The following is a 20998-nucleotide window of genomic DNA, read 5'->3' as shown; positions in this document are numbered from 1 at the left end:
CGGTTACCATAGTCCCTTCGGACTCGGCGGATGGCCCCGCCCGGGAACCGGTGGGATGACGCCCAAGCCCTGGGCGACGTGGAGCGCCAAAGCGCGCCCTAAGGCGATGGGAACGGCGTTGCCGATCTGGCGGGCGATCTCCAGTTTCGGGCCACACCACTCGAAGGTGTCGGGGAAGCCCTGCAGGCGAGCTGCCTCCAGGTGACTTAGGGCGCGGTCTTGTTCGGGGTGCAGGTAGCGACCCTTCTCCGGCTTGAAAAACTCTGTGCGGATCGTTACTGAGGGACGATCCCACAGGAGACGTCCCATCACATCCCCGGACCCTGAGGTGTGTTTGATCCAGCAGGGTGCCTTAAGTTCGTCCGGAAGATTGAAGCGATTCCCTCCGTAAGGGATGCGCTGAAATCGCTTTCGTGACAGTGTCGTGTACTTCCTGGTTATATGAAGTTCATGCGCCATGTACTTCCCGGTGACTTCTCTATCAAAAACCTCGAATGTTCGGCCTGAGGGAAGTTCCGTGTGATGTTGAGGGATCTCTTCTGTAAGGCCGTCGAAAGCTGACTTGACTGTCAACCACTCCGCCTCCGGAACTTTGGACTCCGGAAGAGGGATGGGGGCCAGATCTTTATGTGTGCCTATCACTATAGCCCGACGCCGGAGTTGGGCGGCGCCGAAGTCGGTGGCCCGCAAAATTCCAGGAGCGATTTCGTAGTCCTGGAGCCTGCCGCCGTCCAGTTCGGCCTTCAGGGCATCGAACTGGCGTGTCTTGAGGAAGCGATCCACATTCTCCAGCACAAAGGCCTTGGGGCGAACCCTCGTCAATGTGTCTACGTAGCGATCCCAAAGTTCATTGCGCTCGTCGTCCTCTCGCTTCGCTCCCAGATTAGAGAATCCTTGACACGGAGGGCCACCGATGACGACGTCGGCTGCGGGGAGTTCACCTTCGAGCCATTCGGCTATGTCACCCCAGTAGACGTGATCCTCGCCAAAGTTGGCTGCATACGTGGCGGCTGCGAAGAGGTCTTGTTCGACCGCTGCGACGGGAGTGAATAGTCCTGTCTCGCGGAATCCCTGGGACAATCCTCCGCAACCCGCGAAAAGATCGATCACACGGAGGGGATCGGGCCCGCCGCTCGACTCACGAAAAGCGGTCATCGCGTCCTGATACCACCCTCCGTGAGTGATGAGAACCGAGAGTGATCGATCCTGTGCTCGGCCGAACTTTAGTTCGAATCCTACCTGTCCCCAGCGGCCAAGATCGAGAGGCTCGCACGAACAGGCTTCGATATGTTACCTGCGATCGCCCTCGTGGTTGAGCTTCAGGACTTGTCGGGCCGAATTCCTCCGGATCCACTTGTCGGGGCCCTGCATGGCCCTTGACCGGACGTCCTCGCATCCCCCCGCCAGGGCGGTCGTGTCGCCGCCCTAGGTCTCTAGCTCACTAAGTGTCCAACTGCTCCGGGTCTGGGGAGTGTTGTCGGACGCGGGGCGTAATGTTCAGGACCTGTCACGCATGCGAGGTTCGGCTCGGATGTTGCATCCAGGCCGAACTTGTCCCGATGCTGGGGTCTTCTCCCACCATGATTCGGGGAAGCCCGAACTAGAGGTGCAGTCACCCGTTGAGGTTGTTCGGTGCCACGTGTGGAGTCGGTTGGGCGGACCTGAGGGAGGAGATCGTATGAACGACGCATTCGAGGACAATTACGACACATTCAAGGCTCTTCTCGACTCTTTCCCACCAACCGAGGTAGTGAAGAGGCTTGAGCAGTTCGGCATCTCCGACGATGTCATCCAGCGCATCCAGGAGAGACATGAAGCCGAGACGATCAAGATTAGAGAGATGGAAGAGCCGCAAACGGTGGTCCTGGGGAACCGCGACACGTGGTACACCGGGCCGCGCCCTGGTGACCGATGCTGGCCGGCGGTGGCCGCTCTACTTCGTAGGGACGGCTGGCCCCAGGACCCTGCGATCGACAGCCTCGACACTTCCTCGACCCGGATCATGTCCCTGCTGAACCATCCTCGGGAAAGGAGTTTCTCTACGCGTGGTCTCGTGGTCGGTTACGTCCAGTCGGGCAAGACGACCAACTTCACCGCCGTGATGGCCAAGGCCGCGGACCGCGGGTACAAGTTGTTCATCGTGCTAGCGGGGATCCACAACGGACTGCGGCGACAAACACAGACCAGGCTCGTGCAGCAACTCGTAGAACCTAACCCGTCGCGGTGGTCGCAACTGACCGACCTGGACAAGGATTTCACGCCTACGGCCAATGCCGCCGCTTTCTTCGGTAAAGCCAACAAGACCCACGTCCTTTGCGTGGTGAAGAAGAACGCGACCGTGCTCCGGAAGCTCGCAAAGTGGCTCGACAGCGCTGCGGCCTATCTCCAAGACTGTCCGGCACTGATCATCGACGACGAGGCCGACCAGGCCACCGTCGCCACCAAATCGATCAACCCGCTGATCCGTAGGCTGTTGGCAAGCCTTCCTAAGTCGGCTTATGTAGGCTATACGGCTTCCCCCTTCGCCAATCTCCTCATCGACCCTTCGGCCGAGGACCTTTATCCCGAACACTTCGTCGTGAACCTTCCGAAGCCACACGGTCACTTCGGCACCGAAGTCCTGTTCGGTCGGTACGCACTCGACGGTGAGGACCCCGAGGACGTTGACGACGGGTACGACATGATCCGCGAGGTCCCGAAGGAGGACATCGAGTGCCTTCGGCCGCTTAAGCGAGCCGATGTGGAGGACTTCGTCCCGGAGATCACCGAGACGCTGCAGGACGCGATCGACTACTTCTGGTTGAGTACCGCTGCGCGGCGTGTTCGTGGTATGGGCAACCGCCACGCCACGATGCTCATTCACACCAGCGTCAACACGGCCGTTCACAACAGCTTCAAAGCCCCGCTGGAACGTCTCCGCGCGCGCTTGAAAGCGTCGCTAAACGAGCTTTCCACCCTTGAGAGACTTCGCGCCCTCTGGGACAAGGAGACGGGAAGGGTGCCCGCCGAGGAGTTCAGGGAGACGAAAGTTGAGTTCGACGACCTGGTTGGGGAGTTGCCCGAAGTCCTGAACGATTGCCGCATCATCATGGACAACTCCAGCAGCGACGATCGACTGGACTATGAAAACGGACCGATCGTGGCGATCGCGGTTGGAGGGAATACGCTTTCCCGTGGCCTCACCCTCGAGGGCCTCTCGGTCAGCTTCTTCGTGCGCGCCGTGTCCGCCTACGACACTCTCCTCCAAATGGGGCGATGGTTCGGATACCGCAATGGCTACGCCGACCTGCCGCGGATTTGGATGACGGCCGAACTCAGGGAGTGGTTCAGGCACCTCGCGACGGTCGAGACCGAGATGCGGCGCGACATCGATGTCTACATGACCGAGGACAAGGATCCGCTTACCTTCGCCGTCCGGCTCCGAACCCATCCCGCGTTGCGGGTCACCGCCGCCGCGAAGATGAGGGATGCCGTCAAGGCAGCCTCGTCCTACGGCGGCCAACGCGTACAGACGCGCTACTTCAGAACAGACAAGGACTGGTTGCTGCAGAACCAACGAGCAGCGATGAAGCTCGTTTCGGGCGCAAGCCAGCATGCGGTAAGGCGAGAGGACCGCCCGGAGGACGGTCGCTACGTCTTCCGCGACGTCTCGTACGATGATGTTATCGACTTCCTCCAGAACTACCAGTTCCACCCCAAGTCTCAGGAGTGCAACTCTCGCCTGCTGATCGGCTACATAGAGAAGCGTGCCAACAACGCCGGTTCGCTACGTAGGTGGAACATCGCCATCGTCGGCAACCCTGTCACTTCGGACGAAGAGAATTTCGAGTTCGCACCGGGAATCTCGGTCGGACGGATTACTCGCGCGCGCCTTATCACGCCGGAGTCGGATTACGCCGACATCAAGACCTTGATGAGCCGCAGGGATGCCGCGATCGACCTGGCTGGCGAGACGTCCAAGCTTCAGGAGAAGGAGATCACCGACGAGCGGCGTGGGCAGTTGCCCGATACAGGTCTCCTGGTGCTTTATCCGATCGATAAGGTCTCTCAGCCCAGTCCCGCCAAGAAGACGCGTACGGCACTGGGGGCCGCCGATCACGTCATCGGCGTCGGCCTGGTGTTCCCGCTCCCAGAGGGCGAGGACAGTGCCGTGGTGGACTACGTCTCCGCCGACCTCTCCGGCATCGAGATCGAAGAGGAGGACTTCAGCGCCGTGGAGGCAGAGGACTTCGTATGAACGATGCTCTGAGGAAAGTCATCGCTGATCACTGGGCCGAACTTGAAGCCGAACCCGTCTCTGGAGAACGCAAGCTACGTGTAGCGAGTCTCCCAGGGGACTCCCTCGTGGCCGTTGCCGTGGACCATGGAGGGTATCGACACATACTGGTCCCGGTCGGAAGCCACCAAAAGGTCCGCCATGGCCTTGACGGTCCCGTCCTCCGGCTTCGCAAACGCCCCCTCGAAGACGCGGAGAGTTATCAGTCGTACGCGGATCTGGCCTGCCTGCGACCAGACCTCGACGATCTTTTTAGCGCCCTATGCGCAGACGTTCTAAAGACGACCGAATCCTTCCCTGGCAGCCCGATCAAGGCCTTGTACCGAGTCTTGGATCGCTGGAAGGCGCTCTTCAGCGCCCAAGGCGCACCTCTCGGCCAGGAGCAACTTGCGGGTCTCTTCGCCGAATTGAAGGTGCTGGAGAAGCTGCTCGAGGTCGACCCCAGTGCACACCGCCTTTGGCGCGGACCGTCGGGTCACCGTCATGACTTCACGTCGCTCACGCTGGCCGTTGAGGTGAAGGCGTCCCTGACTGATGGGGCCCGGCATACTCGTGTCCATGGCCTCGATCAGATGGATCCGCCGTCAGACGGAACACTGTACCTTGCCTGGTACCGCCTGATACGGGACTCCACACAGAGCGAGACGTTGCTCGGCCTGGTCGATCGCATCCTTCAGCTCTGCGATGACGAGAGTGCAGTACTGGGCCTGCTGGCCAAGGCCGGATATCGGAGCGGCGACGTCGACCATTACCATGACGTCCGTTTCGTGATCGCGGAAGCGCGCTGGTACATCGTGGACTCCAGCTTCCCCGCGTTGCGAGAAACCGATCTGGTGACGGCTGGCGTTCCGGTCAACGTCACAGACGTCACCTACACGATTGATCTATCTTCGGACCCGCCGCACCCACAGGATGACGCACACGTGAACGAGCACCTGAACGCCATGATCCAGGAGTCGCCATGACCGACGCCGCCTGGTTTTCCGAGCCCTTCCGTCCCGAAGGCGGAAGCGTGGCCGAGGGTATCCGTAAGCAACTCGGTCGCCCGGACCTGGATCTGTTGGCGATCCTCGTGAGGGAGTCGGCGCAGAACAGTTGGGACGCCCGGCTCGCGGATCGCGGCGGGACTGTGGACTATCGGATCGACCTTCAGGTGGTCGGTCCTGCCCAGCGCACCAACTGGAAGGAAATCCTTTCGAAGGGTGCTCCGCTAGCGACCCACCTTCCGATCCGAGAGACCCTGAATCGCTCGATCATCCGTCTTATGTCGATCTCCGACCGGGGCACCAGCGGGCTGGGTGGACCGACGAGGGCCGACAAGGCGGTCACCACGAATCTGGACTTCGTCTCCTTCGTCCGCAACATTGGCGCACCACGCGACCGGGCACTCGGCGGAGGAACCTATGGGTTCGGCAAGGGCATCTTCTATCGGGTCTCCAAGCCGGGCACGATCCTGCTCCACACCCGCTGCCGTGTGGGCGACCGACTGGAGACGCGCCTGATGGGTTGTGCTCTTTGGCAGAACTACATCGCCGAGGACGCCACTGGGGAACGGCCGTACACCGGCCGTCACTGGTGGGGCGATGTTTCAGGCGATGTCGTCGAGCCGCTGACCGGGGATGCGGCGGACATGATGGCAAAGCGGCTTGGGCTTGAGCCGTTCGCGCCAGATGAGACGGGCACCACGGTCATCATGCTCGACCCGTCGTTAGATGATCGAGAACCGACGGTGGCCGCCGACTATCTGGCCGAGACGATCGCCTGGCACCTGTGGCCGAAGATGCTCGACGGCGCCGGCGGCGCTCCGGCCATGCGCTTCTCGGTGACCTGTGACGGCATCGAGCACCCTGTGCCCGACCCTCGGGAAACCCGTCCGCTTAACCTGTTCGTCGCCGCGTACGAGGGGATGAAAGGGCCGCAGCGTAAGAGGCTCAAATGCCATAGGCCGAAGAAGGACCTCGGTGACCTCGGCCTTGTGAAGAGGGTCGTCCCGCCCTTCGAGGCCACCGCTGCGTCACGCATGGTGGGGATCGAGAACCTGGTCCATCACGTCTGCCTCATGCGGCCGGCCGAACTTGTGGTCACCTATAGGCCGGGTCCGAAGCCGCCCAGCGAGTTCCAGTCCTACGCCGGAGTTTTCCGCGGCGTCGAGGAGATGGACGAGGTGTACGCCGCAGCCGAACCGCCCACCCATGACGCATGGAACCCGCAGTCCCTGGAGTATCCCGCGAGCACCTTCGTGAACACCACGTTCCGACGCATCAACGAAGAACTCAACGGCCTGTTGGAACTGGGCGGCAACGTCCGTCCGGGCGCGGCGAAGATCGCACTCGGCGCGGCCAGTGTACGGTTCGCGTCCTTGCTCGGAGGCGCGTGGGGGACCGGTGGCGCGTCGGACTACGGCAAGCCTGGAGACACGAGGACGCCACCGACGGATTTCAGGACGGGCTCTGGAGACATCAAGCCGACCGGACCGTCTGTGGGCGGCGATGCGGAGGATGGCCTTGGCGTTCTGGTTCCTCCTGAGCGAATGCCCGGTACGGGTGGCGGCGACGCCGTTGCTGGCGGCGACCGTGGTCCTGGTGCCGGCGATTCGGGGACCGGGACGAGCGACTTCGGGAGGATGGGAAGGGATGCCCCGGATGCCCGGGCAGGCGCAGGCCCGGTTCGGCGACCGCGGGTGGAATATGTGAGCGAACCGTACTTCGACGAGCGATCGGGGACTCCAGTCCTGATCCAAGAATTTCGGCTGCCCGTTCCCGGCGCACAACGGGTGAGAATCGACCTCGCGGTCGCGATCACAGGCGCCGGCCGTGAGACCGAACCGCCGATCGGAGCCGCGATGCCGGGTCTGGTCGGTTGGGAAGACACGACCGGAAACCTGTTCGGTACTCCGAAGTACGTCATCGAAGGCGGAGACGGAACGATCTGGCGCGCGGTCGTGCGACCAGCCCCGGACACGATGACCGAGATCGAAGTGTTGGTCGAGGCGGTCAACCGATGAAACGACTAGCACTCCCGTACCGCGTACCCACCGACGACGTGGTGAAGGCCGAGGCATGGCGACTCGTCACCGAGGACGGCGAATGGGACTTGCCGGAGGCGCTGCATCATTGGGACTACCAGATGGACCTTCGGCTTCGTCGTTCCGTCCGTGTCGATCTCGACAGGGCTCACGCAGACTCCGCCCTCGCCCCGAACGTTCCACTCACCCTCGCTGCGGTCTGGACCTCCACCGGCTCCAACCTGCGCGGGCCTGCGCAGCGGGTGCCCATCGAGGGATCCGGCATGCTCCCGGTCGAACTCGATGTCCGCCTACGTGGGACAGAACTCGGCGGCGTTTTGATCCTGGACACGGCCTTGGTGCTGGCCGAGGGATCACCGGATGGTGCGTTCGCCGCGCCACGTCGTGCAGGGTCGGTCCTATGGAGCGATCGCCGATCACTGCGTTTGCAGGGAGATGCGGCGCAGTTCCCCATGGCAGTGATCGATTTCGCGAAGACCTCGTTCCCTGACCGGGCGGCCTGGCACCTGCAGATCGGTGAGAGGTTGGAGGCGGCAACCATGGGTTCGCTGCTTCTCTTAATCAACGAGCGGAATGAAACCGCCGCGACCGCGTTCAAAAACGCGGCCAATCCACGGCCCGTCGACAAGGTCATCCTGTCGACCATCTATGGCGACGCAGCTCGCATCATGATCGAGCATGCGCTCCGCCACGGCGATTTCGGAGACGATGCCGCCTTTGGAGAGGACAGTCTCGGGTCGACGCTCATAGGCTTGTGCACCACCCTCTTCCCAGGAGCATCCATTAACGAGCTTCGGCTGCGTCAGGAGCAGTCCCCGAGCCTCTTCGCCTCGGAACTTCAGGCGGCCGTGGGGATCTGGGAGGTGGTGTGATGAGCTTTCTCTACCCTCGGCTCCTTTCGGGACAGGCACGCCCTCTGCACGAGCGATACCGGAACCTGAGAATCCATCAGCTGACCGAACTCGTCGCGACTAGGCACGACTCCGCCGTCTACGTTGCCACCGGCGGCGACCGTATCTCCGAGCAGATGCTGCAAGAGCTGCGAGAACAGGTTGTCGATCTGGCGCAGCAGGCGGGGTTTCCGGACGAATCTAACCGCGAGTCTCGGGGTCATTTCGACCTTCGCCTCGCCGCTGTCCTGCATTCGGGGATGGGTGTCGTCCCAGCCGAGGCCTCGTCTGGTGACGTATGGGCGTTCCTGGCGCTCGTGCTCCTGCCTGATGTGGCCTACTGGAGGTATCCGCGTCCACCGGGGGATCGTGTCCTCGGAACCGACCTCACCCGACACGTTTTCGGACGCATGTGGTGGCGGGCTCAACTCGTCCATGCCACGGACGATCCCGCACCGTACTCAGCTCTCAGCGTTCTGGGGGAGGCCGCCTTCGACCAGATCTACGCGCGTCGGAAGGCGCTAGGCGGGAGCCCGCACCTGGTAAGGGCCATATTGCGTGTCTGGGCTGGACTTGATCTACGCCCGCTCAATGAGCGTGATGCCCTACGTAACTTCCTGATGCGTCTGCTACGGCTAGGGCCCTTCGTGTTGTTCGAGGCGCTTGATGAGCAGTCACTCGACGCCGAACTGCGCGTTGTCCTGAGAGAGACCCTGCAAGCTCTGCTGACTGCGGGTGGGGCTACGGAAGAGGAGCGCGAACAGAGGATCGAGGAGGTCTTCGCTGCTGCGCAGGCAGTCGCCTCTACCCCAGAGACCGGCCTGGTAAGCAAGAAGCAGCCTGAGGCCACTGAGTCCACCACCCTGGTGCCTCAACAGGATGGGATCGGCTCGAACAACACCTCTTTGCTGGCGGGAGGCCCCGAATCCATGACCAGATTTCAGGCGTACACCCGCTACGACGGACCGGGTTTCGGGGACCCCCGTGAGATCGGTCTACACGCTTGTGCGGAGGCGCTCCTGGCCGTCGTCGAGACCGAGGGCCCCGTGAAGGCCACGCGTGCTTACCGGATCATCACGCAACTTGCGGGCACCCGGCTGCGTAGCGCCGCGACCTCCGCGTTGGTGCAGGCCACCAGGTATGCCGTGCGGAAGGGGATGCTCCAGGCGGAAGGACAACGCGGGCGAGGTGGCTTCCCCGGATCCACGCTCCGGGTCCCCGGTCAGCCGGACTGCATCTTGCGGGAGCGTGGGCCACGAATGGTCGAAGAGATACCGGATCGTGAGATTGTGGCAGCGGCCAGCCTGATTCAGTCATCCGAACGGACGATGGATCTCGATGTCTTAGCCAAGAAAACGTCCCTGCTGTTCGGGTATGAAAAAGTCAGCGGCAACTTCAAAGAGATTCTGGTCGAAGCTCTGGAGAGGCACTCCAGATAGCCCTTGAATACGAACGACGTTCGAATTTCGACATGAAGTCTTAGTCCGCCTCAGTGGAGGAGGTGATTTGCAGGTTGCGGGAATGTCGGTGGTGACAACTACCCTGAGATCCGATCGGCAGAGGTCACGATCTGCCACCTTCGAGAGCGGGAGGGTGACCGAGTATGGCCATGGACGGTGAAGCGCGTGCGCAGTTGTTGGATGGCTTAAGCACTGAGGCGCAGGCGATCGTCACCTCCGATGCTCGGCGGCTCCTGGTGATCGCTGGTGCCCCGTAAGACCGACAAGAACGGCGAGCACCGATGCGGTACCTGCGACTGGTTCCGCATCTGTGGTCTCAGTACGTCGTCCCCAGCCCGTTGAGGCTCGGCCAGTCGATTTCGATCCGCCATAGTTGGCGAACGCATGCCCGTGAGGTCCGTCTACTTCGGGTGGAAGACTGGCGAGGTTCCGGCTCTAGGTACATCTACTTGGTGCTGGTGGTCGTGCTTTTGCTGCGCGCCGGGAGCCGGACTCGGTGTGGCCGTTGGCGATGGGAACGGTCGCAGCGAGAAGTGCGAGGTGACATCGTTCCATCGCCACTCGCCCGTTGCGGCATGGCGGTGGATGTGGCCTTGGGTGTGGAGGTTGAGCAGGTGGTTGTGGATTGTGGGGGGTGGGGTGGTTAGCCAGCGGTGGCCGGGGCAGGTTAGGGCGCCTTGGCGGTAGAGGTCGTCCATTAGTGCGTCTACCTGGTCGATTACTTGGGCGTCTGGGGCGGTTAGCAGGGTGGGTGGGAGTCTGTTCAGGACGGCGCAGATCTCGGCGGGGCCGCTGGTGTGGTGTTGTTCCGCGATCGTGGCTGCTATGAACTCGGCCTTCATGGTCAGAAGCCTTGGAAGGTGGGGTCGCCGGTTGCGGTGAATAGGTTGACGGCCTTGTCGTAGCCGCAGATTAGTAGGTGCGGGCCTGTTTCGGACGGGTAGGTGGCCAAGGCTCGTACCCAGCCGCATTCAGGGGTGTCGTCCAGGGCGCCGCCCCAGCCGACCCAGCCTGCGCCGCGGCCGGTGGTCGCGTCCCATAGCCATACGCCTGGGAAATCGCCGCCTGCTGCAAGCCACGTGCCGTTGTCGGAGTGGACCTCGCGTAAGGCGAAGATGGTGCCTCCGCCGGACATCTCGATGCCCGCTGTGTGGAGGCTGGGGCGGGGCTTCATGGTCCGGACCAGGGTGCCTTGTTTGGGGTTCCAGAGTCGGATGATGCCGTCGTCTCCGCCGGAGGCGATGAGTACCTCGCCGTTGACGGTCACCGGGCATACGGCGTGTATCCAGCCTTCGTGGCCGGTCAAGGTGTGTAGGAGTGCGCCGCTTTCTACGTCGAAGATGCGTACGGCCGCGTCTAGGCTGGCCGTCGCTAGCCGGTGCGTTCCGTCCAGCTCGAATAGGCACATGCCCTGGACTGCGCCGGCGGATTCGGTCATGGCGTGTACTGCTTCGCCGTTGGTTATGTCCAGGACGATGATGAGGCCGTCATGGCCGGCTGTCACAAGGCGGTCGTCCTCTGTGGCGGAGGGCGCGGGGAGTCGGCAGAGCTGCGTGATCCGTTCGGTGGGATGTCCCGTGTACCGGGTGACCTGGCGGCGGGTGACGGGGTCCCATAACCAGATCGTCTGGTCGACCCCTGCCGACACGACTACGGGCTGCCCGCGTAGTTGTACGGGGCATACCGCGAGGGCCGCCCCTTTGCCCCTGCCGACCTTGCGGGCTCCGCCGGCGGCCGGATTCCACACCTCGATGTGACCGCTGTTCCGGCCGGCGACTACTAGCGCGCCGTCAGCGGTGTCGACGCGGCACACCGACCAGTACTTCGGATGTATCGAAGCCACCGGTCAATTGTGGACGAATGCCGCTCGCTGCGGAAGCTGGAGAATCGGGCGACGACCGTCCATCATTTGCTGGGTCTGCGCCATCTATCGCTGCCACCAGCGCCGTCGCGGCGGTGGCTGGGTTGAAAGTCTCTTAGGGATGATGTCAGGGAGCTTCGGGATTTGGCTCGGTGCCACGGTGGCGTGCAGTTCCGCGCGCAGAGCTGCTGCTGACGGCCCCAAATGGTCCATCAGGTTCTCGGCCAGCGGGACCAGCATGTCGAGCCGCGGGCGATCGTCCATCGCGACGAGGCACCTTGCGAACACCACGTATGTGGAGGCCAGTTCCCACGCGGAGGACGGGTTCGTCGCGTCAAGTTCACTCTGGCGGATCTCGACGGCCATCGACGCCATCAGCGATGCTTGGACGACATCGTCGCGGTCGTGATCGCCCTCCAGCAGGGCGGCGGCGAAATGGTGGTAGACGAATCCCATCGCCCTTTTGGTGTGCGGTTCGGCCGTCAGCGGGTTCGCGACCTCGGCTATGCCCAGCTCGGCCGCTTGTCTCAGGATGTCCAGGCGAGCGGCGGGGCGGCCGGCGTTGAACTCGAAGCCTGCCAGGTCGGCCATGGCGGTCAGCAGCGTGCCGAGCGCCTCGTCGCGGCGTTGCGTCGTCCCGTCGGCGGTCACCGCGTCATGGATCTGTTTGAACCAGGTGACCGCCTGCCGTCCGCTGGCCACCGCCTCGTCGGCGCGGGCCAGCATGGTTAGGAGGGACGCATGGCGCCACAGAGCGCGGGCCAACTGCCGCTCGTCGTTGCGGTCGGCCTTGGGGGACGTCCTGATCGCCGCCTCGTACGCCGAGACCACCCGGGTCCACAGGCGATCCGCGTCGGACCAGGTCCGGCGGTCGGCGGAGAGCCTCACCGCCTGCTCGAACAATTCTTCTCGCTCGTCCGGGCTCATACGCGCGCCTCTCGTTCCGCCACCATCAACCCAGATCCCGGCGGTCAGCACAACGCCGGCAGCGGATTAGAACCTGTTCTTGTCTAATCGCGGCGCGGCGAGCAGGATGCGTCTCATGGACCTGGTCACTCTGGAAGAGATCCGGCGGCTCAAGTACCGCTACCTGCGCTGCGTCGATCTGAAGCTGTGGGACGAGTTCGCCGACGTGTTCACCGAGGACGCCGTCGCCGAGTACGACACGCCCGTGCTCGGCAAGACCCTCAGGCTGGAGGGACGGGACGCCATCGTCGACTACATGCGCGGCAATCTCGGGCCCGACAAGATCTCGACCCACACGGCGGGTGCCCCCGAGATCGACGTGGACGGGGATCGCGCTACCGGCACGTGGTCGCTGGACGACTCGATCATTCTCATCGAGCAGCGGCTGCTCATCCGGGGTGCCGCGTTCTACCACGACGTCTACCGGCGCGGGGCGGACGGGCGCTGGCTGGTCGAGAAGACCGGGCACAAGCGCACGTACGAGTACATGGTGTCGCTGGACGACATGCCGAGCCTCAAGTTCACCGCCGGGATGCCGAGCTCCCAATGACCGGGACTTCCCATTGCCGCTGCCTAGAACCAGTTCTACCGTCCGTTGGACGTTGAGGGGAGTCAGGTGGCCATCGAGTCAGCCGCAGGCAGTCCCGCCACGCGATCGTTCGCCGAGGCGATCGCGGAGGCCGAGCAGATCATCCGTAGCGCGCCGCACGTCAAGACCGACCAGGACGTGGCCGAAGGGCTCGACTATCTCGCGGGCAGCATCAAGGCGTCGCTGCACATGGTGCAGGCTTACCAGCACGAGTATCCGTACTTCGCCTCGTCCACCGGGCCTTACACGAAGCTTGGCCTCGACAACCCCGACACCCTGTATTTCCACGCCTACATCAGGGACGACGCCGAGTACGTCGTCACCGGGCGCCGGGGGACCACCGCCGATCTGAGTTTCCAGATCATGAACGGCGACTACTCGCCAAGCCAGTCGCCCGACAGCCTCACCGCGTTCGATGACCGGGAACTGGACATCGCCGCGGACAGGACCTTCCAGCTCCGGTTCGGGCCCCCGAAGCCCGACCCTGAGCCTGGCTATGTCGCCGTTGCCCCTGGGTCGGCGATGTTGATCGTCCGGGAAGTGTTCAGCGACTGGGCGAACGAGCGTCCCGGTGAGATCCGCATCCACCGGGCCGACACGCTCGGTACGTCGCCGGCGTCCATTCCGTCCGACAAGATGGCCCGCCGGTATGCGGTCGCCGGGAAGATGCTGGTCGCGCGGTTGCGCACCTTCCTCGCCTTTCCCGAATGGCACTACCTGAACCTGCCGGTCAACACGCTCACCGAGCCGCGCCCAACGCCCGGCGGGCTCGCGACGCAGTTCTCGTCCGTCGGGCACTACGACCTCGACGACGATGAGGTCATGGTCATCACCGCCCCCGCCGCCGACCGCGATGTCGCGCCCTACCAGGGCTTCCAGCTCGGCAGCATGTGGTACGTCTCGCTCGACTACATCAACCACCAGACCAGCCTCACCGCCGACCAGGCCCGCGTGGACGACGACGGCATGATCCGGTACGTGGTCAGCGAGCGCGATCCCGGCCTCGCCAACTGGATCGAGCGGACCGGGCATCGCCGCGGCTACCTGCAGTTCCGCTGGCAGCGGCTCACCCGCGACCTCACCACGGCGGACGGGCCGAGCGTCGAGGTCATGCCGTTCGACGAGTTGCCGCGCCGGCTTCCCCATTACGAGCGGCAGCGGGTCACCGAGCAGGAATGGAAGGAACGGATCGCCGCCCGCCAAGTGGCCGTCGCCCGAAGGATGCTCGGCTGATGGGCGCGGAACTGCTGGCCGGGAAGGTCGTCGTCATCTCCGGTGTCGGTCCCGGTCTGGGACGCGGTCTCGCCCTCCAGTGCGCCAAGGCGGGGGCCGATGTGGTGCTCGCCGCGCGCAACGAAGGCCGGCTCGCCGAGGTCGCCAAGGAAGTCGCGGAAATCGGCCGCCGCGCAGTCAGCGTCCCGACCGATATCAACGACATGGCGGCCTGTGAACGGCTCGCCGAAACGGCGCACGACACGTTCGGACGCGTGGACGGCCTGGTCAACAACGCCTTCGCGACCCCGCCGCTGAAAGACCTCACCAAGGTCGACCTCGACGCCGTACGCCGCGGCTTCGAGACCAATGTGCTGGCCGCTCTCCACCTCACCCGCCTGTTCGTCCCGGCGCTCGAAGAGCACAACGGCTCCGTTGTGATGGTCAACTCGGCGGTGCTCAGGCATTCCCGCCGGACGTTCGGCGCCTACAAAATGGCCAAGGCGGCCCTTCTCGCCATGGCGCAGAACCTCGCTACAGAACTCGGCCCGCGCGGCGTGAGGGTCAACACGATCGCCCCCGGATACATCTGGGCCGACAACCTCAAGTGGTACTTCGACCACCTCGCCAAGAAGCGCGGCGTCACGGCGCAGGAGATCTACGACGAGAATGCCGCCACCACCGACCTGCGCAAGCTGCCCGACCCGGATGAGGTCGCCGATGCCGTGGTGTTCATGCTGTCGCCGTTGGCCCGCGCGATAACCGGGCAGTGCCTGGACGTCAACGCCGGCGAATGGCACCACTAGAAAGGCGCCCGAATGACCCAAGGCCGCGACACCGTCGGCACCGTCGAGGACCTCCACGCCTCCGCAAGCAGGATCACCGGCCTGGACGACTTCGGTGCGGACGACTACCTGGACGGGCTGAAGGTGCTCCTGGAGTCCTACGCCAAGGACGCCGGGCTCACCCCCCTCGGCAACAAGGCGCAGCGCGCGATGCTGCGCGGCGCGCTCGCCGCCCGGCAGTTCTCCGAGGCGGCGTGGCGGCGGCATCCCGAGCACGCCGGCGTCCCGGTCGAGCGGCCGATCTTCGTCACCGGCCTGCCCCGCACCGGCACCACCGCGCTGCACCGGCTGCTCACCGCCGACCCCGCCCACCAGGGCCTCGACCTGTGGCTCGCCGAGGTGCCGCAGCCGCGCCCGCCCCGCGAGACGTGGGCGGACGACCCGGTCTTCCAGGCGATCGACGCCGGATACCGGCGGCACCACGTCGAGAACCCCGAGTTCATGGGCGTCCACTACATCTCGGCGGACTCCGTCGAGGAATGCTGGCAGCTCCTCCGCCAGAGCATGCTGTCGATCTCGTTCGAATGCCTCGCGCACCTGCCGGCGTACTCGGAGTGGCTCGCGGGCCGGGACTGGACGCCCGCGTACCGCAGGCACCGCCGCAACCTGCAGCTCATCGGCCTGAACGACCCGGGGCGGCGCTGGGTGCTGAAGAACCCCAGCCACCTGTTCGCCCTGGACGCGCTGCTGGACGCCTACCCCGACGCGCTGATCGTCCAGACGCACCGGGACCCGCGGACCGCGATGGCGTCCATGTGCAGCCTCGCCGCGCACGCTACCGCCGGCTGGTCGGACGTCTTCACCGGCGCCACGCTAGGCCGCGACCAGCTCGAACTGTGGAGCCGCGGCCTGGAGTCGTTCCGCGCCGAGCGGGCCCGCCACGACCCCGCGCAGTTCGTGGACGTCCACTATGACGACTTCGTCCGCGACCCCGTCGCGACGGCGGAGGGGATCTACCGGCACTTCGGGCTCCCGTTCGGCGACGACGCCCGGACGGCGATGACGAGCCTGCACAAGGAGAGCGCGACCGGCGCCGCCAGGCCGTCCCACCGCTACGCGCTCGAAGACTTCGGCCTGACGCCAGAGCAGGTCGACGAGCGGTTCGGCGGCTGACCGGCCGGGGCCGCCTTCGCGGTGCCGGTGCGGACGGCGGGAATGCTTTCTAGTGTTTGATCACTCCGCACCCTTATGAAGGATCAGGGAAGGCTGACGAGGCCCCTTAGGCAATGCCCCGCCAGGCGTCGGCTCCGAAGGTGCCTTTGATCTCGGAGGCGATGGTCGTGGGGTCGATGGTGGCCTGGAGGGCGTAGACGGTGGTTTTGTGTGGACCGCGGACGCTGAGGTGCACAGGGCTGTCGCCTGGGTGGGCTGCGAGGATGTGCTTGAGTTCCCTGACGGTCTCCTCGGTGACGCGGTGCAGGGGGAGCATGAGTTCCACGGGGGGCATGGTGCCGTTTGCGGCCGAGGAGATGTCGAGGAGGGAGGCTTCGCGGCCGAACATGCTTATCGTTCCGTCTCGGTCTTCGATCTTGCCTTTAACGGAGATCACGTTGTCCTCGGCCAGTGCGTGCTGGATGAGTAGGTAGGCGGCGGGGAAGAAGAGGACTTCGATGGTGGCGTCGCGGTCCGCGAGGTTGACGATGGCCCAGTGTTTTCCTTGCTTGGTCATCTTGTGCTGGACGCCGGTGATCAGTCCGGAGAGTCGCATGTCGCCGGAGGTGCGGCCGGAGGTGAGCAGTTCGGCGATGGAGCAGTCTCGGGCTCGGGACAGGATGTGATCGGCGCCGTCCACTGGGTGTGCCGAGACGTAGAGTCCGAGCATTTCGCGCTCGGTCGCGAGGAGTTGCCGGCGCGGCCATTCTGCTTCGTCGATGGGGAAGTCGAGGCCGTAGACCGGTTCGTGGCCTGCTGTGCCGGTGAGACCTGCGAAGAGGTCGTCCTGCCCGAAGCTTGCCGCCTTCTTCACGGGGATGGTCGCGTCGATGGCGTCCTCGTGAACGGCGGAGAGGCCCTTGCGTGAATGGTGCAGGGAGTCGAAGGCGCCGGCCTTGATCAGTGAATCTACGGCTCGTTTGTTCAGGCCGGGCAGGGCTACCTTGTCGAGGAAGTCGGCGAAGGAGGTGAACTTTCCCTTCTGGCGGCGTGAGTCGATGATGGCGTCGATGACGTTGTCGCCGACGTTGCGGACGGACCGCAGCCCGAACCTGACGTCGTCGCCGACTGCGGTGAACTCGGCGACGGACTCGTTCACGTCGGGCTGGAGGACGCGGACGCCGTTCTTGCGGGCGTCGGCGAGGTAGACCGCGGCTTTGTCCTTGTCGTCGCCGACGGACGTGAGCAGGGCGGCCATGTATTCGGCGGGGTAGTTGGCCTTGAGGTAGGCGGTCCAGTACGAGACCAGGCCGTAGCCTGCGGTGTGGGACTTGTTGAATGCGTACCCGGAGAAGGGGAGCATGACGTCCCACAGGGCTTTGATGGCTTCCTCACTGTGGCCGTTGCCACGCATGCCGTCGTGGAACTTCTCCCACTCCGCGGCCAGGACCTCCGGCTTTTTCTTCCCCATCGCGCGGCGCAGCAGGTCAGCGCCTCCGAGGGTGTATCCGGCGAGTTCCCGGGCGATGGCCATGATCTGCTCCTGGTAGACGAGCAGATGGAAGGTGTTGCCGAGGATCGGTTCCAGCGCGTCCCGCAGTTGGGGGTGGATCGGGGTGATCTCTTGCCGGCCGGTCTTGCGGAATGCGTAATGGGTGTGGGCGTTCGCCGCCATGGGTCCGGGCCGGTAGAGGGCGTTGACTGCGGCGATGTCCTCGAAGCGGGTCGGTTCCATCTGCTTGAGCAGCACCCGCATGCCGCCGCCGTCGAGTTGGAAGACGCCGAAGGTGTTGCCGTCGGCAAGCAGCCGGTAGGTCTTGGCATCGTCCAGCGGGATGACGTGCGTAGACGCGTCGCCGTCCAGCGGATCGACCGTGGCCAGGCTGATGCCCCGGTTGTGGCGGATGTTCTCGATCGCCTGGTCGATCACACCGAGGTTGCGCAACCCCAGGAAGTCCATCTTGACCAGGCCCATGGCCTCGCAGGACGGATAGTCGAAGCCGGTGATCTTCACGCCGTCCGAGGCCCGCATGTGCAGGGGGATCCGGTCGGTGAGCCTGGTCTTGGAAAGGATCACGGCCGCTGCGTGCACCCCGGTGCCCCTGGTGAGCCCCTCGACCCCGCGGGCGGTGTCGATGACCCTCTTCACGTCGGGGTCGTTCTCGTACATCTGCCGGATCTCGCCGGCCTCGCCGTACCGCTCGTGGGACGGGTCGAAGAGAGCGGCCAGCGGCGCGGACTTGCCGTTCTGGTCGGGCGGGAGCGCCTTGGTGATCCGCTCGCCATGACTGTAGGGGTATCCGAGGATGCGCGACGAGTCCTTGATCGCGTTCTTGGCCTTGATCATGCCGAACGTGTTCACCAAGGCGGTGTACTCGCCGCCGTACTTTTCGGTGACGTACTGGACCATCCGGTCACGTTGACGGTCGTCGAAGTCGAGGTCGACGTCCGGCGGGTTGATGCGTTCGGGGTTCAAGAACCGCTCGAACAGCAGGCCGTGTTCCAGGGGGCACAACTCGGTGATGCGGGTGGCGTAGGCGACGATCGAGCCGGTGCACGAGCCTCGGCCGGGACCGAGCGGGATCTTGTTGGTGCGGGCGTGGCGGCAGATGTCGGCGACGACGAGGAAGTAGGAGCTGAATCCCATGGGGCCGATGACCGACATCTCGGTCTCGAAGCGTTCCAGGACGTGCCGGGGAATCGGGTCCCCGTAGCGCATCGCCAAGCCTTTGCTCGCCTCCTTGCGCAGCCACGACTCCTGGCTGTCGCCTTCGGGCACGTCGGGGAACTGCGGCATCTCATCGACCGAGTCGAAGACCTCGTCGTAGGGCTCGACGCGCTCGGCGATCAGCAGGGTGTTGTCGCAGGCTTCCGGGAGCTCGGAGAACAGCCCGCGCATTTCCATGGCGCTCTTGAGGTAGTAGCCGGAGCCGTTGAAACGGAAGCGGCCCGGATCGTCCTTGTTCTTGCCGACGCCGATGCAGAGCAGGCTGTCGTGGGCGTCGGCCTGATCCTCGGTGACGTAGTGGGCGTCGTTGGTGGCCAGGAGCGGGATGCGCAGGTCGCGGGCGAGTCGCAGCAGGCCGTCGCGGACGTCGCGTTCGATGTCCAGGCCATGGTCCATCAGCTCGAGGAAGTAGTTCTCGCGGCCGAAGATCTCCTGATATGCGGCGGCCGCCTTTCTGGCCTCCTCGTACTGGTCGAGGCGCAGACGGGTCTGGATCTCGCCGGAGGGGCAGCCGGTGGTGGCGATGATGCCGCCGGGCCGCTCGGCGATCAGCTCGCGGTCCATACGGGGCTTGCCGGCCGGGAACTGGCCCTCATAACTAGCCTGCGTACTGAGCCAGAAGAGGTTGCGCAGACCTTCGACGTCCCGTGCCCACATCGTCATATGCGTGAAGCGCCCGCCGCCCGAGACGTCCTTGGACCCCTCGCCGTCCTCGCCCTTGGCACGGCGCCCGCCCGGCCCCCAGAACTCCTGCTTACGCGAGAACCGCGACGAAGGCGCCATGTAGGACTCGATGCCGATAATCGGGGTGATGCCGTCGTACCCCTTAGCGACCTGCGCGAACTCGTACGCCCCGAACATGTTGCCGTGGTCGCTCATGGCGATGGCGGGCATCTCCTGGCGGGCGACTTCGGCGAACATGGGCTTGAGCTTCTGGGCGCCGTCGAGCATCGAGTACTCGGTGTGGTTGTGCAGATGGACGAAGGACTCCGGCATGGCGCTATGAAGCCAGGTCAAAGGAAACGGAGCAAACAACCGACCGCCTCGACTGAACAACCAGTGGTTGTACGCCTAGGCTGGTGGTCGTGAATCTCAGCGCCGTAGCCGCCTTCGTCGCCGTCGCCGACACGGGACAGTTCCAGGAGGCCGCTGCCGACCTCTCGGTCACGCAGCAGGCCGTGTCCAAACGCGTCGCGGCCTTGGAGAACTCACTGGGCGTGAAGCTTTTCGTGCGCATCCCCAGTGGGGCGCACCTCACCATCGACGGGCAGGCGTTCCTGTCGCACGCTCGGGCGCTCCTGGACGCCGCCGAGCGCGCGGCGGCCTCCGTACGCCCCGGCGGCAGGGCGCTGCGAGTGGACGTCGTACACCGGCAGGTCGCCACGGCCGGGCTGCTGCGCGCCTTCTACCGGGCACGCCCCGACATCGCGCTCGACATCGTCGCGCTGCACGGCGGCACCGAAGCGGTCGAGGCCGTGCGCTCCGGCGCCATCGACGCGACCGTCCGCGCGGTCACTCTCCTCGACCAGCCGCTCCCCGAGGGCGTCGAGTCCACCCCCGTGCTGGACGAACCCCTGCACCTGTTCACCGGACCCGGCCACCCCTTCGCCAAGGCCCGCTCGGTCACCCCCGCGCAGCTCGCCGGCCACCGCATATGGATGCCCGGCAACGCACCCGGCACCGAGTGGACGGCCTACTACGACCGGCTCGCCGCCGAATTCGGGTTCACCATCGACACGATCGGCCCCGACTTCGGCATCGAGGCGCTCTTCGACACCATCGCGGGGTCCACGACGGTGGCAACCTTCATCGGCGAGGAGACGCCGCTGGTGTGGCCCGCCGGGCACGCCCTGCGCCGCATCCCGCTAGTGGATCCGACCCCCGTCTACCCCGGCGAGCTGGTGTGGCGCACCGACAACGCCCACCCCGCCCTCACCGCGCTCCATGGCCATCTCACTGCCGGGTATCCCGGACGTCCCGACAGCGGTATCTGGACCCCTGAACGGGCCCACCCCGCCCAGCCGGAACGCACATGACCTCTGCGCTTGAGTCCG

14 protein-coding genes are annotated in these 20998 nt (G+C 64.8%); 10 read left to right on the top strand and 4 right to left on the bottom strand.

What is annotated here, in order from left to right; genetic code table 11:
- Positions 1-3 precede the first annotated feature (3 nt).
- Entirely contained in the window at positions 4-1155 is a 1152-nt protein-coding gene (locus IEZ03_RS27505; RefSeq protein ID WP_184879737.1) for a DNA cytosine methyltransferase, read from the bottom strand.
- 523 nt (positions 1156-1678) lie between these two features.
- Here IEZ03_RS27505 and IEZ03_RS27500 point away from each other — a divergent pair.
- Genes IEZ03_RS27500 through IEZ03_RS27480 form a run of 5 tightly spaced genes read left to right on the top strand, consistent with a single transcriptional unit; the run spans position 1679 to position 9630 of the window.
- Positions 1679-4237 carry a Z1 domain-containing protein gene (locus IEZ03_RS27500; protein ID WP_184879739.1) on the top strand — a complete coding sequence of 853 codons (2559 nt, stop codon included), beginning with the start codon at positions 1679-1681 and terminating at the stop codon, positions 4235-4237.
- Positions 4234-5241, top strand: coding sequence for a PD-(D/E)XK motif protein (locus tag IEZ03_RS27495; protein ID WP_184879741.1), 1008 nt, complete (start codon positions 4234-4236; stop codon positions 5239-5241). Before IEZ03_RS27500 ends, IEZ03_RS27495 begins: the two co-directional genes overlap by 4 nt.
- Positions 5238-7280 carry a hypothetical protein gene (locus IEZ03_RS27490; RefSeq protein WP_184879743.1) on the top strand — a complete coding sequence of 681 codons (2043 nt, stop codon included), beginning with the start codon at positions 5238-5240 and terminating at the stop codon, positions 7278-7280. Before IEZ03_RS27495 ends, IEZ03_RS27490 begins: the two co-directional genes overlap by 4 nt.
- A 38-nt stretch (positions 7281-7318) precedes the next feature.
- Positions 7319-8173 carry a hypothetical protein gene (locus tag IEZ03_RS38210; protein WP_229808617.1) on the top strand — a complete coding sequence of 285 codons (855 nt, stop codon included), beginning with the start codon at positions 7319-7321 and terminating at the stop codon, positions 8171-8173.
- On the top strand, positions 8173-9630 hold the full coding sequence (locus IEZ03_RS27480; protein WP_184879745.1) for a DUF6339 family protein: 1458 nt from the start codon (positions 8173-8175) through the stop codon (positions 9628-9630). The genes IEZ03_RS38210 and IEZ03_RS27480 overlap by 1 nt, the downstream gene beginning before the upstream one ends.
- An 865-nt stretch (positions 9631-10495) precedes the next feature.
- Here IEZ03_RS27480 and IEZ03_RS27475 read toward each other — a convergent pair.
- Positions 10496-11494 (bottom strand): WD40 repeat domain-containing protein, encoded by a 999-nt coding sequence (locus IEZ03_RS27475; RefSeq protein WP_184879746.1) that lies wholly within the window; start codon positions 11492-11494, stop codon positions 10496-10498.
- An 84-nt stretch (positions 11495-11578) separates the two neighbouring features.
- Complete coding sequence (locus tag IEZ03_RS27470) at positions 11579-12439, bottom strand: hypothetical protein (protein ID WP_184879748.1); 861 nt, start codon at positions 12437-12439, stop codon at positions 11579-11581.
- A gap of 115 nt (positions 12440-12554) precedes the next feature.
- Here IEZ03_RS27470 and IEZ03_RS27465 point away from each other — a divergent pair, with 115 nt between their 5' ends.
- The 4 genes from IEZ03_RS27465 (at position 12555) to IEZ03_RS27450 (ending at position 16237) form a co-directional block, all read left to right on the top strand.
- Complete coding sequence (locus IEZ03_RS27465) at positions 12555-13028, top strand: nuclear transport factor 2 family protein (RefSeq protein ID WP_184879750.1); 474 nt, start codon at positions 12555-12557, stop codon at positions 13026-13028.
- A 66-nt stretch (positions 13029-13094) separates the two neighbouring features.
- Complete coding sequence (locus tag IEZ03_RS27460) at positions 13095-14300, top strand: hypothetical protein (protein WP_229808616.1); 1206 nt, start codon at positions 13095-13097, stop codon at positions 14298-14300.
- Positions 14300-15085 carry an SDR family oxidoreductase gene (locus IEZ03_RS27455; protein ID WP_184879752.1) on the top strand — a complete coding sequence of 262 codons (786 nt, stop codon included), beginning with the start codon at positions 14300-14302 and terminating at the stop codon, positions 15083-15085. Before IEZ03_RS27460 ends, IEZ03_RS27455 begins: the two co-directional genes overlap by 1 nt.
- A gap of 12 nt (positions 15086-15097) precedes the next feature.
- The gene (locus IEZ03_RS27450; protein WP_184879754.1) at positions 15098-16237 is read left to right on the top strand and encodes a sulfotransferase family protein; all 1140 of its coding nucleotides are present in this window, start codon (positions 15098-15100) and stop codon (positions 16235-16237) included.
- Between the two features lie 106 nt (positions 16238-16343).
- On the opposite strand, the gene dnaE is transcribed toward IEZ03_RS27450, so the two are convergent.
- A complete protein-coding gene (gene dnaE, locus IEZ03_RS27445) occupies positions 16344-19940 on the bottom strand; it encodes a DNA polymerase III subunit alpha (protein WP_184879756.1) in 3597 nt (1198 codons plus the stop codon).
- An 89-nt stretch (positions 19941-20029) separates the two neighbouring features.
- Between dnaE and IEZ03_RS27440 the strand changes: the two genes are divergently transcribed.
- Positions 20030-20980, top strand: a complete 951-nt coding sequence (locus IEZ03_RS27440) for a LysR family transcriptional regulator (protein WP_184879758.1) — start codon at positions 20030-20032, stop codon at positions 20978-20980.
- Positions 20981-20998: the final 18 nt, after the last annotated feature.

It is taken from the genome of Actinomadura livida (assembly GCF_014648675.1).
Classification (GTDB): Bacteria; Actinomycetota; Actinomycetes; order Streptosporangiales; family Streptosporangiaceae; genus Spirillospora; species Spirillospora livida.
Note: the sequence above shows the minus strand (reverse complement) of the source record. Positions and strands in the feature narration are given on the sequence as shown.